This is a genomic window from Ureibacillus sp. GCM10028918 (assembly GCF_042666115.1).
Lineage (GTDB): Bacteria > Bacillota > Bacilli > Bacillales_A > Planococcaceae > Ureibacillus.
Window position 1 is genome coordinate 159,937 of the sequence record NZ_JBHTFK010000002.1, and the last position, 13,613, is coordinate 173,549.

Annotated in this window: 11 protein-coding genes; 5 read left to right on the forward strand and 6 right to left on the reverse strand. The window is 36.3% G+C overall.

Translation table 11 applies throughout. The annotated features are described in order from the left end of the window. Positions 1–105 precede the first annotated feature (105 nt). From ACFQU5_RS00740 to ACFQU5_RS00750, 3 genes are all read left to right on the forward strand, one after another. Positions 106–2,169, forward strand: a complete 2,064-nt coding sequence (locus ACFQU5_RS00740; RefSeq protein WP_390283712.1) for a metallophosphoesterase family protein — start codon at positions 106–108, stop codon at positions 2,167–2,169. Positions 2,170–2,394: 225 nt separating this feature from the next. Then, on the forward strand, positions 2,395–3,354 hold the full coding sequence (locus ACFQU5_RS00745) for an alpha/beta hydrolase (protein ID WP_390283714.1): 960 nt from the start codon (positions 2,395–2,397) through the stop codon (positions 3,352–3,354). A 501-nt stretch (positions 3,355–3,855) separates the two neighbouring features. Continuing rightward, positions 3,856–5,040, forward strand: coding sequence for a NupC/NupG family nucleoside CNT transporter (locus ACFQU5_RS00750; RefSeq protein ID WP_390283716.1), 1,185 nt, complete (start codon positions 3,856–3,858; stop codon positions 5,038–5,040). Between the two features lie 106 nt (positions 5,041–5,146). Here the strand turns inward: ACFQU5_RS00750 and brnQ are convergent, their stop codons facing one another. Further along, positions 5,147–6,457, reverse strand: coding sequence for a branched-chain amino acid transport system II carrier protein (gene brnQ, locus ACFQU5_RS00755; RefSeq protein ID WP_390283718.1), 1,311 nt, complete (start codon positions 6,455–6,457; stop codon positions 5,147–5,149). 158 nt (positions 6,458–6,615) lie between these two features. Beyond that, the gene (locus tag ACFQU5_RS00760; protein ID WP_390283720.1) at positions 6,616–7,731 is read right to left on the reverse strand and encodes a phosphodiester glycosidase family protein; all 1,116 of its coding nucleotides are present in this window, start codon (positions 7,729–7,731) and stop codon (positions 6,616–6,618) included. A gap of 335 nt (positions 7,732–8,066) precedes the next feature. Here ACFQU5_RS00760 and ACFQU5_RS00765 point away from each other — a divergent pair, with 335 nt between their 5' ends. Then, positions 8,067–9,656 carry a sensor domain-containing diguanylate cyclase gene (locus tag ACFQU5_RS00765; RefSeq protein ID WP_390283722.1) on the forward strand — a complete coding sequence of 530 codons (1,590 nt, stop codon included), beginning with the start codon at positions 8,067–8,069 and terminating at the stop codon, positions 9,654–9,656. Positions 9,657–9,718: 62 nt separating this feature from the next. On the opposite strand, the gene ACFQU5_RS00770 is transcribed toward ACFQU5_RS00765, so the two are convergent. The 4 genes from ACFQU5_RS00770 to ACFQU5_RS00785 form a co-directional block, all read right to left on the reverse strand. Then, positions 9,719–10,744 carry a threonine aldolase family protein gene (locus ACFQU5_RS00770; RefSeq protein ID WP_390283724.1) on the reverse strand — a complete coding sequence of 342 codons (1,026 nt, stop codon included), beginning with the start codon at positions 10,742–10,744 and terminating at the stop codon, positions 9,719–9,721. Between the two features lie 234 nt (positions 10,745–10,978). Beyond that, positions 10,979–11,248, reverse strand: coding sequence for a Parvovirus coat protein VP1-like protein (locus ACFQU5_RS00775; protein ID WP_390283726.1), 270 nt, complete (start codon positions 11,246–11,248; stop codon positions 10,979–10,981). Between the two features lie 184 nt (positions 11,249–11,432). Beyond that, positions 11,433–11,708: a hypothetical protein gene (locus tag ACFQU5_RS00780; RefSeq protein WP_390283728.1), complete on the reverse strand. Its 276-nt coding sequence runs from the start codon at positions 11,706–11,708 to the stop codon at positions 11,433–11,435. 274 nt (positions 11,709–11,982) lie between these two features. Then, positions 11,983–12,156, reverse strand: coding sequence for an asparagine synthase (locus ACFQU5_RS00785; protein ID WP_390283730.1), 174 nt, complete (start codon positions 12,154–12,156; stop codon positions 11,983–11,985). A 260-nt stretch (positions 12,157–12,416) separates the two neighbouring features. Between ACFQU5_RS00785 and ACFQU5_RS00790 the strand changes: the two genes are divergently transcribed. After that, positions 12,417–13,481: a DmpA family aminopeptidase gene (locus ACFQU5_RS00790; RefSeq protein WP_390283732.1), complete on the forward strand. Its 1,065-nt coding sequence runs from the start codon at positions 12,417–12,419 to the stop codon at positions 13,479–13,481. Positions 13,482–13,613 lie beyond the last annotated feature (132 nt).

Here is a 13,613-nt window from a genome sequence, read left to right on the forward strand (position 1 = left end):
TTACTTATAGAGAAAGAGTCACCAAAGTAGAATACTATCCCTCAGACACAAACATTGGGCTCGTTGCATATTGTAGGAAAAGTCTGGGATGAGGGGAAGAGATACATGAATGCTGTTTTGTTTCCTGCTCTATTAGCTGGTCCGATGATACGTCGTCTTGACTCTTCCGAAGCATTTATTTGGGTGGCAACGAGTAAAAACTTTGCAATAACTGCAGAAGTTTGTGAGATTAATACCATTGATGCAATCGATCAATATTCAAATATCCAATCCACAACCGAAACAGATACAATTCACCTTGGTGAGCACCTTTATATCCATTTAATCAAAATAACCCCTAATTCAAACCTTTTTCCTACCAATCAATTAATAGGTTACAACCTATATTTTCAAAATGAGCAAGAATACTTTAATTTGGAAGATCTTGGTCTTCTGAGTCACACGAACCCAAATAATATTGTTTATGATGCACTCAAATATCCTACTTTCTTTATACCAGAGAAGGATTCAAATCTATCGGCTAATTTCTTATTTGGCTCTTGTCGAAGGACTCACGGTGAAGGGGAAGATATGTTGGCTAGCGGTGACCGTCTTTTAGAAGAGCGTAGCCGCAATCTAAGCAACCGACCACAAGCACTTTTTTTAATGGGCGACCAAATTTACGCAGACAATGTAGCAGATCCACTTACTCGCCCTATAAACCTTTTAGGAAAAGCGTTAATGGGTGTTGAAGAGAATCTTTCATGTATTGATAAACGTATAGGAAGTAAAGCATTTAGTACCGCGTTGAATCGAATTAATGGAAGAAAAGAAATCATAAAGGATCTTGCAAGCTTTTCATCGCGAAATGGCTCCAATCATCTCATTGAGTTTGGTGAGTTTGCAGCAATGTATTTATATTCTTGGAGTCCTGTCTTGTGGGAAGTATCTAAGGAAGGGAATCTGTTTGAAACCTTTGATGAAGCCTTTGAAAGAGAAAAATTTCATTTGAGGTTATCTAACGGAACCGATAAGCTGAAGAAACTTGAAAAATCACAATTTCAAAAACGGTATACCGAGCATGAAGAACTCATCTCTCATTGTCGAGAGACTGCATATAAAATCAGGAGATTATTCGCCAATCTCCCCACATATATGATTTTCGATGATCATGATATCACAGATGACTTGAATATTAATAAGGATTGGAAAGAGACAGTTCGATCTTCACCTTTAGGTAGACATGTTGTTGCTAATGGTCTAGCTGCTTATTTCGCTTTTCAAGGCTGGGGCAATCAGCCGGAAGTTTTTCGAAAATCTTTTATTCCTAAGCTGAAGACCTATTTTCAGCATTTGCAAAATGGGAATATGATGCCATATTATGATGACTGGATTGCCTTGCTTTGGGACCATCAACCCTGGCATTTTGTTGCGCCGACAACGCCAAAAGCCGTATTTTTAGATACGAGAACATTGAGAGAATATGAAGATAAGCCCGATACAATAATTTGGGAAAAACTGGTTGAAAAAGAGACGTATCCACCACAGTTAGTAAATGAACTCGAATATAAAGCAATCTCGAAACAATTGCAGGTAAGTGGATGGCACAAAGGAGAACCATTAATTATCGTCTCACCCACACCGGTGATTGGATTTGATTTAATTGAAAAGGTGATGATTCAACTTCTCCCAATATTAGAAAGACTAGGGACTCGTGTTCAAACAATATTTGATGTTGAAGCATGGAGATACAATGGGAAAGGGCTAACCAATTTCCTGAATCAAGTAGCAGAATGGAATCCGAAAAGCCCTGTTATTCTTTCCGGAGATGTACACTATAGTTTTTCTGTCAATTCAACCTTTACATTTTGGGATGAGAAAAAGATATGCGTAAAGCAAATTACGGCAAGTCCGATTAAAAACATGAGTTTTAAAAATCTGGGAATGCTCATGAAGGTTACAGCATCGCTTAATCGGATGTTGCAGCAATCGGAAACCATCCATCGCTATTGCGATACTATTTACCAGATTCATGATACGGATAAAGATTTTCTTCCAGATAAAGATTTTCTATGGAAAGAGCAACTACTGTATGATCAAATTGCAGGGAGTTCCATTATTGAAACGGAAAACACTTTAGGGTTTCTCTCGTATTCTTCTAATCACATTGAAAATACCTTTATTAAATAGACTTGGGAACGCAAAGGGTTCATAAAGTAACCAGTCATGAGCAGAATTAAATATCAAGCTATAAAAAGCTTGGATTCGGAAATTGGATAAACCGAATCTAAGTTTTTTTAACGACAAGAAATACAAAAGGTAGTAATATAATAGTTTCCGTTGTCTTTTTCTAGCATTGTAATAAAGGAAATGAGAGAGAAAAGAGTGAATACATAAACGTATGGGGGATGAGCTATGAAAAAGAGAATGATCATCATTATAGGTATTTTTATATTATTGGGAGGTACTTACATAGGAGTGGGGAATTACTTTTATAATTTTGCGTTGAAAGCAAATGATGAGAAGGAATTTATGGTAGACAATCCAAACCTTGAAGAAAGTATCGCCGTGACGGCCGATGTGGCAGAAGCTGCTGAGTTGGCAGACAGTCAGTTTATAGCTGAGCATGAGGCAGCTGCCATGTCCGTAGTTTCGGATGATGGGCTACAGCTAAATTTACATGCAGATTATTATCAAAACGGAGAAGAGAATCATAAGTGGGCAATAGCGGTGCATGGTTATACTTCGAGTGCTGAGGGGATGACAAGATATATTCGTAATTTTTATGAACAAGGCTTCCATGTAGTCGCACCTGATTTACGTGGGCATGGTAAAAGTGAAGGGAATTACATTGGCATGGGCTGGCATGATCGACTTGACACGTTGAAATGGATTGATGAAATCATTGAGAGCGATCCTAAAGCCGAGATTGTATTATTCGGTATTTCCATGGGAGGAGCAACCGTGATGATGACATCAGGTGAAGAATTGCCATCCAATGTGAAAGTCATTGTGGAAGATTGTGGTTATTCTTCGGTGAGCGATGTATTTGTTTATCAGTTGGATGATTTGTTTGGGCTACCTGAGTTTCCAGTACTGAATGCGGCGAATACCGTAACGAAAATCCGTGCTGGATTTGACTTATATAAGGCTTCTGCAGTACAACAGGTTGCAAAGAGTGAGAAACCAATGTTATTTATCCATGGTGATCAGGATACATTTGTCCCGTATGAAATGTTAAATGAAGTTTTTGATGCAGCACAAGTAGATAAAGAGAAGCTTATTATCAAAGGTGCCGGCCATGGTCAAGCAGAAAATGTAGACCCTCAAAACTATTGGAGTACGGTTTGGGAGTTTGTGGGAAGATATATTTAGGTTGGACAAACATATTCCAGATAAACATAACGCTCAATACTAGAAAGCCGAGATTCATGATAGGAAAAATATACTCAATGTATTTAAACAGAGCCGCTCTTTAAAAGTCACTTACAAGGACTTTTAACAGTGGCCTTTTTTATTATCAGTAAATGTGCAAAGTGAAGAATAATAAGTTATCAAATAAATAACAAAACTTTTTTTAAAAAATATACCATTTTGCGATTGATTTAATTAGAAACGCCTTATAAAACTAATAATTTTTACAAAACAAAACTTTGGTTATTTTTAGAATATTAGTACTTTAGACTCTGCTGTAATAACTATTTGACTATAGTAAACTTGTGGTATAAAATTTCTCGATATACATTAATTATTTTCATTTTTAACAGGTAATTAAACATATTTTTCTGACGATTATCTTGAAATTAATAGATGAATAGAAAAAAGCTATAAGGTGTATTGAGACACTGAATCTAAAACAATTGAGGTAGAGGTATAATGTCAATTTTTATCGGAATTTTAGGGTTAGTTGTAGTATTTGGCCTAGCATACTTACTGAGTAACGACAAAAAGGCGATCGACTACAAAGCAGTTGGAATTATGTTAGTTATGCAAATTGTACTAACAATCATCATGTTCAAAACAACAATCGGTCTAACAGTGATTGAGGGGATAGGAAATGGTTTCTCCAAAGTCATTGAAATTGGCCGCGAAGGTGTCGTCTTTGTAATAGATGGCTGGGTGCCTGATGGCAATTCAGTATTCTTTGTAAATGTTCTACTTATTATTATCTTCACTTCAATGTTGCTTTCTGTTTTAACTTACTTGCGAATTTTACCTATTATTATTAAATATTTTGGTGGTTTCCTTTCCAAAATAACAGGCTTATCAAGTGTCACGACTTTCCATGCAATCAATAATATTTTCTTTGGTCAATCAGAAGGACTTTTGGCCATCAAGTCTCATATCGATAAAATGACAAACAATAATTTATTTGTTATTTCAGTTTCTTCAATGGCATCCGTATCCGCCTCAATAATGGCTTCTTACATAACAATGTTACCTGCAAAATATGTCTTGGGGGCAATGGCATTAAATGCTTTATCAGGATTAATTATTGGGATAATTATTGCACCTGAGCGAAATACTGCCAAAAACGAAGTGATTGAAACGAAGGACGCTTCACCTGCAAAATCTATATTTGAATCCATTTCAATGGGTGCTTTAGATGGCGGGAAAGTTGCGTTAATCGTTGCAGCGATGTTAATTGCATATGTGGGCTTAATGGCTCTAATCGATGCAGGTTTCAATGCAGTGATTGGGTTAACCTTTACCGAAATTTTAGGATATATATTCGCACCAGTTGCATGGCTGATGGGTATACCATCAAGTGAAATATTAGTTGCTGGCCAAACAATGGGAACGAAACTGGCAACGAATGAATTTGTGGCGATGCTTCAATTCGTGGAACACATTCCATCTCTTTCCGAAAAAACTGTGGGTATTGTATCGGTATTTTTAATTAGCTTTGCCAACTTTAGTTCGATCGGAATCATAAGTGGTTCAATGCAAGCGATTAATGGAGAAAAAGCTACAGTTGTTTCGAAATTTGGACTTAAAATGCTGGTAGCAGCTACAATGGTGTCAATGTTAACAGCTACTTTAGTAGGTTTGTTTATTTAAAAGATGTTAGAATATTTACAATCTCCTTCATAAAAAGAGGGTTAGATAATAAAAAGTACCTTATTTGAAAGACCTGATAGGCTTCAAATAAGGTACTTTTATTTAATTACTTTACAAGAACAGGTGCCTTGACTTTTCCGATTATTGCACCAATGATAATGCCAACTATTGCTGGAATAACCCAACCAACTCCTTGGGCATACAAAGGAATTAAACTTAAAGTGTTTGACCATGAATTGTTTAACAGTGCTGTGTTAATCGTATCTAAAATACTAAAGATGGCAGTGAAAATAATGCCATAAAGGTAGATTGAATTATTCACGAAGCGATTCAATAACCCTAAAATGATTAGTACGATAGCCAATGGATAAATGGCACCTAAAATAGGGACGGAAATCGCCAAAATTTGATTTAACCCTAAATTTGCAATAATAAAACTGATGACTGCAACGATTGTTGCCCATGCTTTATAGGATAAAAACGGAATAAGACGCGAGAAATATTCCCCACATGAGATAACCAAGCTGATCGAAACACATAAACAAGCTACCGTAAATAAAGCTCCTAAAAGAATAATGCCGGCTTGCCCGAACAATTCGTTCATCACTAGTGTTAATACATTTGCACCGTTATCCAATTGTTCTAAGGAGGAAACCGAAGCACCCAGATAGGTTAGAATACTATATATAATTGCTAATAATATCCCCGCGCCCAATCCAGCAAAGAGCATATATTTTGAAAGGGCAGTATCGTCCTTAACGCCTTTCAATCTGATCGTATTTACCACAACAATCCCATAAACAAGTGCTGCTAAAGCATCCATCGTTAAATAGCCATCCAAAAATCCTTGGAAAAATGCATTATTTGCATAGATTTCAGTTGGTGCCGCAAATGAATCAACTGGCGTTAAAATAGCCTTCACAAAGATAATAGCGATTAATATCAACAAAATCGGTGTTAATAGTTTACCGAAGCGATCCACTAGCTTTGATGGCGACAAACTTAAATATAAAACTAATGCAAAGAAAACGAACGTATAGATTAGCAGCATTAAAGGACTATTTGCTAAAGCATCCGGTAAAAATGGTTTGATGCTCATTTCATAAGCAACGGTACCTGCACGAGGAATGGCTAAACCAGGACCAATTGATAAATAAATCAGAAACGGAAATACCAGTGCAAACCAAGGATGTACCCGTGTTGATAGGGTATTCAAACTCCCGGCTTTTCCGACAGCAATTACCCCTAAAATTGGTAGACCTACTGCAGTAATAATGAATCCAGCGAGCGAAATCCACATTTCTGTTCCCGCCGCATTTCCCAAGAAAGCGGGGAAGATCAGGTTTCCTGCTCCAAAGAACATGGAAAATAACATAAAAACAATAAATAATAATTCTTTCGATGATAGTGTATTCATAGATGAACTCCTTTTTGTATACAATTCAATGATTATAACAACAATAAATAATAGAATCCATAACAATTTAAATAGTGGTAATAATAAGAGTATTGCGAAAAGTCGTTCAAACAAACAAGGAGCTCAATATTATTTCTGAGCTCCTTTGCCTTTTTATACTATTTAACTAACAGTGCTATAGCGATATTTCGTCCAGGTGTTGTCAGATATTTCCCATTTACATAAAGACCGCTTGATGCACCGCCGTCCAAATTCATGGCATCTACTGCACCGAGCTGTTTCATTATGGAAGCAAACTGTTGCACGGTAGCTCCGGAGGTTGTAACGAAAATTAATTGGCGGTTTTTTAAGATACCAACTGCACTTCTTGCCCCAGGTGAACTTAATATCTTGTGGCTAGTAAAGCCTTCGGAAATTGGATCTAGCGTTATTTGACCATTTGTCACTAAACGAGGACCTACTTGTATTGCTTCTTGAATGCTTCCTTCGTTGTATAGCAGTTTTACTTTTCCTCCTGGTAAAATGCCTACATTTCCATCTTTTGTATAATAAAATGTTGAAAACTGTGGGTCAAATTCTTGTATTTTCTTTCCATCCATTACTAGCGCGTTATAAACTGGGCGCACTGAATTACTCGTATAAGCATCAAAATAGTTCGCATTAATCGCTACTTTAGCATTATGATTTTTTGCAATGGAAGCTAAAGTTCCAACCGAACCTATCTTATTATCTGCCGCCTCAACTTGAAGGGTAGTATTAGGGGCTAGCAAATTGACCGAAACAACATTGACAGTGAAGGTTTTACTGTTAACTTTTATAAATTTTTTCGAAGTTTGAACTTTTGGCTTATTCAACAAAACTTCACTGTAAACAGGAATGATGTATAAAGAATTGTCTGCAGTGAATTCAATTTGCTGTTTTATTTTGTTCCATGAAATGGACGTGTTAAATAAAAACCCAACGTCCCTGATAGGAACATAGATTGTACCGTTAATCATTTTCGGCTGCGAATCCATTTCCCTTATGATTTGCTCATTTTGTTTTATCATTCTACTTCCGACTGTTAACTTATATTGTTTATCCACGGTAACTATTTTCTCTTGATTATTCCATTCTACTGGAACATTAAAAGATTCTGAAACTGTTCGAAGTGGTACTAAAGTTCTGTATGTACCACTTTCAATTACTCCAAATGAGCTGGCGTTTGCTTGTTGAAGTACAACGATGCCACCAACTAAAAAGATTAAAAGACTTAAAATTGCTTTTTTAAACATATGTATTTTCTCCTATGATTTAATAACTACTACATACAATTATATACAAATTTCACGTGATTTGTAAGTGTTGAAGACGCTTTAGGGTTTAGCTATCTAAACATGTAACTTGAAAACACAGTCGTCCTTTTGGTAATCTATTTATTCAAGAAGAATCATGTAAATACTAAAAAACATCCCGAGAAAAAAGTGGCGAGAATAGATCAGCCAAATGAAAAAAAGTGATGAATCGTTTATATCAGTAGACTGCCCGTTTATTCTATATAGCTAACAGAGTAGTGTACTTATTAATGTAGATTATCTCTTTAAGAAGTCTTTAAGCAGGAGAGCATAGAATGCAAAATCTTAGTGAAAAAATAAAATTAAGACATCTTATGATCGGGTTAATAACACTAGCCTTTCTATTATCTGTGGCAAGTAGTCTGTACAGTAGTTATGAAAGAAGCATTGATCTATTAGAAGAACAGTCTTTAGAAAAAAATCGGGTGTATGCTTTAAAATTATCCCAAACCGCCAATTTGTTTTTGGACCATACAATAAAAATACTTGATTATAGTGCTTCGCAAATTGCGGACCGGATGGATGATGATGAAGCATTGAATAATGAAGTAAAGCGTCTTTTTCATCAACAGAGTTCATTTAATTCAGTCGTTATAGCCAATTCTGAAGGATTAATGTTAGCGGGGGCACCTGATCAATACAGACTTAAAGGAAGGACAATAACGTCAAAAGAAGGATTAGAACAATTAAAAAGCCAAAAAATCTTGATTTCGGATCCTTATAGAGCTTCAACTGGAAAAATGCTAATAACGGTCTCTTATCCTATATTTTCAAGTGATAGACAATATAAAGGGGTTGTTAATGGCAGCATTTACATTCATGAATCAAACTTTTTTGAAAACATTTTAGGTGAACATCAATATCAAGACGGTACATACGTCTATGTTATTGATTCAAAAGGGCGACTGATTTACCATATCGATAAATCGCGTCTTGGTGAGGATGTTTCAAATAATAAGATAGTACAAAGGATAGGGCAGGGCGAAAGCGGTGCACAGCCAGTTACAAATATGGTAAATGAAGAAATGCTTGCAGGTTTTAGCCCGTTAGAAAAAGTGAATTGGGGAGTTGTCGTACAGACACCACGGGAAGTAGCAATCAATTCAGTTGGGGAACAAGTTTTAATGATCTTTTACTTTGAATTACCACTTATACTAATTTCGGTCATCATCGTATTAGTGTTGGCAGCAAAAATTACAAAACCATTGCAGCAGATTGCTACACTCACAGAAAGTAGTATCAATGAAAATGAAGTGGGGAATCTGAATGGATTAAATGCTTGGTTCTATGAGGCTTCTCAAATCAAAAAAGCGTTGATTCAAAGTTTTTCATTTTTACATGGCCAAATGAGTACTTTAAGGGATGAAAATTCCGTAGATCCCCTTACGAGATTAACGAATCGACGAGCGTTGGATACTGTTTTGCAATCATGGACAGCTCAAGGGAAAATGTACGCAATAATCATGTTGGATATTGATTATTTTAAATCCATCAATGATACCTATGGACATGCTGTCGGTGATGAAGTGTTAAAATTTCTATCATTCCAAATGAGGAATTCAGTAAGAGAGAAGGATTTTTGTTGTCGCTATGGTGGGGAAGAATTTATTATCTTATTACCAGAGACAGTTATGGAGGAAGCTTACGAAATCGCGGAACAATTCCGCAGAAAAATTGCAGATACAATAAGTCCATCAGGAAAACCAGTTACCTTCTCTGCTGGGGTTGCAGGGTTCCCTAAACAAGCAGCACATCCGAAAGAGTTGATTGAGCTTGCAGACCGTGCTCTTTATGAGGCGAAGAGTCAGGGGCGAAATCGTGTGATGATTGCTTCGACAGAAAATCCTCTTCAGTTAGATGAATAACAAGAAAAAATGCAATTTGCATCGATGCAAATTGCATTTTAATTTCTGAAAATAAAAATTGCCTAATCAATAAGTGCTTTAATATCTTCAATGAGTTCAATACAAACTTCTTTAGAAGTAGCCCATGAAGTAACAAAGCGAATTGCGATTTTGTCTTCTTCAACGGGCTCCCAAATTTCGAAGGCATATAGTTTTTGTAATTGTTCTACTTGTTCTTTGCTAAAAATCGGGAAGATTTGGTTGGTTGATGATTCACTTAAAAGGGAAACTCCTAATTTCTTAAGTTCATTGCTCAGATAACTAGATAATTCATTTTCATGTTTTCCCATTTTAAAGTAAAGGTCATCCTTAAACGCTGCCTCGAATTGAATACCCACTACATATCCTTTTGCCAGCATAGCTCCTTTATTTTTTATATGGTATCTAAAATAGGGCTTTAACCGATCGTTGAAGATGACAATTGCTTCACCGCTCAACATGCCAATCTTCGTCCCGCCGATATACATCACATCGCAAAGGTCTTTCAATTGATTAAATTCCACATCACTTGCTGCCAGACCACTTGAAAGGCGAGCTCCATCTATGTACAAATATAATTGATTCACTTTACAAAAGTCATATAAAGCTTTTAATTCGTCAGCACTATAAACCGTACCAATCTCGGTAGATTGAGAAATATAGACCAACCCAATTTTTACCATATGCTCATCTTGGTGATACTTAAGAGCTGTTTCAATATCTGATGGTGTTAGCTTTCCATCTACTCCAGGAACGGTATAGACCTTATGACCTGTTGCTTCTATTGCTCCAGTTTCATGAACATTGATATGACCAGTACTGCATGATAAAACCGCTTCATATGGACGGAGTATATGAGAAATGACGGAAGCATTGGCCTGAGTACCACCTGTTACAAAATGGATATCACAATGATTGCATTCTAGTTTTTCTTTTATTAGTTCCTTTGCAGCATCAGAATGCTTGTCTAAGCCATATCCAGTATTTTGTTCATTGCTCGCTTTCAGTAAAGCATCTAAAAGTTCTGGATGGCAAAGTTCACTATAATCATTTTTAAAACTATATTTCATTTTTGGACCTTCTTTGCAGTTTTTTATAATAGTATATCATTAATTTATATTTTCTAGATGTTTTGAATATTATATTAAAAGGGAAATTGTATAAGAAAGAAAAATTTTTCTTCAATTAGTATCTAGTGAAGGATGTATTTTTGATGAATGTAACTAATAATGGGGCAGCGTAAGGCATGAATACTTGAAGACAGTGTTCATGCCATTTTATAATACACTTCACTAAAACTAAAACTAAAAGAAAAAGTTCTTTAAATTAATAGCTTTTGAAAATAATCTAGCATCTTTTCCAAGTTTATTGTTCATGTAGCTATATTGACGCAGACATTGTTGGAATAAGTCATCGCAAGATCTTCTAGTACTTCTATTTCGATTGTACAAATAGCATTCATCATGAAATTTGCAGCAAGCGTCTACTGGGTTTGTCGGGGAGCCAGGACCAGAACAACCTGGGCCGCAATAACGGTATCCGGGATAACAGAAACCAATCCTCCCATGTCTCATAAGTGAAACCTCTTTTCCGAATTCTAGTTTTTAGTAGCATATGTGTTTTCGATTATTCTAGTAAGGGCTTTTCATCTAGTATTTATGAGGAGTGTTAAAAAAGTTTGGCATAAAAAAAGCCTTGAAATCCCGAAAAGGAATTCAAGACTATAGATCTATGAATAATTGATTAGGTTTAGCGACATCAATCACCGCCACCACCATCGCCGCCACCGCCATCAGCACTACCGCCTGAGTCGGAACCAAAATTCCACCAATCAAATGAGTTGCCTGAACTAGAGTATCTATTTCTAATACGTTTCTCATAGGCACGTTCTGCAGGTGTCATTTTGCGCCATTTGAAGAAGTAAAGAATACTGGAAATAGTTCGAACAATCACGAAAATGACAAAATAAATGAGAAAACAAAAGACCGCAACCGCTACTACGATCCCAAAAATATCCCCCAGAGTATCTAGCATTTTTCCACCAGCCTTTTTACAGAGAAGTAGGTAAAAAACTTAAAACTTCTAATTACGTTAAATTCAACTAAGGCTAATCAAATCGGTTTAGTCAAAAGTAAAGTTTATATAATTATACCAAAATTTTACTACCCAATACCAATGCAGAAGGACTTAAAACAAAATGGTAAATAATAACCAAGTTAACTGGACATAATGAAGAATAGGATTTTCAGAAATTCTTTTTAAACTTCTTTTTTAAAAAAAGAAGAGCACATCAAGTGCTCTTCCAATACTAACGACGATGTTCTACTAGGTCAATCGCACCTAAGACAATGTGTGCCAAACCGAACCCGAAAATGGTGTTTGCCAACATTTGGTTCGAACTTTTTTGTTTCATGGCATACCCTGCAGCAGTAACAGCTGAACCAAGTACAGTTGGAATTAAGCCTTCACGAAAATTGTTCATAAAAGTTCCCTCCACATCGAAAGTTAGTAGGTGTTAAGTCACCACTCCTATTATGACTAATAAACACAGAGGATATTCGATAATTAGGTCAGAATCTTAGAATGCCATAAATATAATGATATTAACAATCAGAAGAGTGTGTTTCGTGAAGGATTTTGTCTAGATCTGTGGAAGTTAATCATATGTGTATTTATATAGAAGGCAAACAGTATTAGGTATGAGAAGTACATAGAATAGGTGTGTTTAAAGGGAGTGTACATATGGGCAAAAAAGTACGTGAAATAGGTATTGAAATTGGAAAGCTTCCAACAGGCAAGAAAAATTGTATTACCGATGTAGCAGGGGTTAGGGTTGGCCATGTTACATTAGATTATAAAATGGAAAATGGAGAGGAGTATGCCTGTACGGGAGTAACTGCTATATTGCCGCATGGGGGGAACCTATTTCAAAATAAAGTCACAGCTGCGAGTTATGTAATCAATGGCTTTGGCAAAACAACGGGGCTTGTTCAAGTGAATGAACTAGGCGTAATTGAGTCGCCAATTATGCTCACGAATACATTTGGTGTGCCACAAGTGACGCAAGGAACCCTTCAATATATGTTAGATTGTAATAAAGATATTGGTCTAGACACAGGAACCATTAATATCGTTGTTGGTGAGTGCAATGATAGTTTTCTAAATTCAATCAGAGCATGTCCAGTAAAACCTGAACATGCAATTCAAGCAATCCAGAATGCATCACAGGAAGTAGCCCGGGAAGGGGCAGTCGGTGCAGGTAGGGGGATGATTTGCTTTGGATACAAAGGTGGCATTGGTTCATCATCCCGAGTGCTGAAAGTGGGGGAAGTTGATGGAGAAGATCTTTGCTACACAGTGGGGTGTATGGTATTAAGTAATTTTGGGGACAAGACCGAGTTTTTCCAGGAAAACTATAAGATATTAAGTCCACAAAATAAGGCAACAGAAAAACCAACAGATGGTTCAATTATTATTGTTCTTGCAACAGATGCACCATTAAGCAGTAGACAATTAACTCGTGTTATTAAACGCACTGGCATTGGTTTGGGACGTACTGGAAGTCATTTTTCTCATGGAAGCGGAGATATTGTAATTGGCTTTACAACTGCTCATAACATACTCCATACAACAAATGAGTTACTTGAAAGTCGTACACAGCTACGTGAGGATCATCCAATAATGAATCACTTGTTTGCCGCGGCAGCGGAAACGACAGAAGAAGCAATTATTAACTCACTTTCGCAAGCTGAAACAACAACCGGCCGAAACGGGAATGTAGTTCATGCTTATGAATTTAAAAAATAGTACTCTTTAAGTTATTTAAGGGATTAAAAAACCATAAATAACTTTTTTTATATACAAAAGTGAAAAAAACAAAAAATCTAAACGTCGTCAATAGGAGCATTAGTAGCGAATGAAGTAAGAATAATGTTATTA

What these genes read in the sequence shown, in the direction of transcription:
- ACFQU5_RS00740 (WP_390283712.1), top strand. Translation starts at nt 106, where the DNA reads ATGAATGCTGTTTTGTTTCCTGCTCTATTAGCTGGTCCGATGATACGT.
- ACFQU5_RS00745 (WP_390283714.1), top strand. Translation starts at nt 2,395, where the DNA reads ATGAAAAAGAGAATGATCATCATTATAGGTATTTTTATATTATTGGGA.
- ACFQU5_RS00750 (WP_390283716.1), top strand. Translation starts at nt 3,856, where the DNA reads ATGTCAATTTTTATCGGAATTTTAGGGTTAGTTGTAGTATTTGGCCTA.
- brnQ (WP_390283718.1), bottom strand. Translation starts at nt 6,457, where the DNA reads ATGAATACACTATCATCGAAAGAATTATTATTTATTGTTTTTATGTTA.
- ACFQU5_RS00760 (WP_390283720.1), bottom strand. Translation starts at nt 7,731, where the DNA reads ATGTTTAAAAAAGCAATTTTAAGTCTTTTAATCTTTTTAGTTGGTGGC.
- ACFQU5_RS00765 (WP_390283722.1), top strand. Translation starts at nt 8,067, where the DNA reads ATGCAAAATCTTAGTGAAAAAATAAAATTAAGACATCTTATGATCGGG.
- ACFQU5_RS00770 (WP_390283724.1), bottom strand. Translation starts at nt 10,744, where the DNA reads ATGAAATATAGTTTTAAAAATGATTATAGTGAACTTTGCCATCCAGAA.
- ACFQU5_RS00775 (WP_390283726.1), bottom strand. Translation starts at nt 11,248, where the DNA reads ATGAGACATGGGAGGATTGGTTTCTGTTATCCCGGATACCGTTATTGC.
- ACFQU5_RS00780 (WP_390283728.1), bottom strand. Translation starts at nt 11,708, where the DNA reads ATGCTAGATACTCTGGGGGATATTTTTGGGATCGTAGTAGCGGTTGCG.
- ACFQU5_RS00785 (WP_390283730.1), bottom strand. Translation starts at nt 12,156, where the DNA reads ATGAACAATTTTCGTGAAGGCTTAATTCCAACTGTACTTGGTTCAGCT.
- ACFQU5_RS00790 (WP_390283732.1), top strand. Translation starts at nt 12,417, where the DNA reads ATGGGCAAAAAAGTACGTGAAATAGGTATTGAAATTGGAAAGCTTCCA.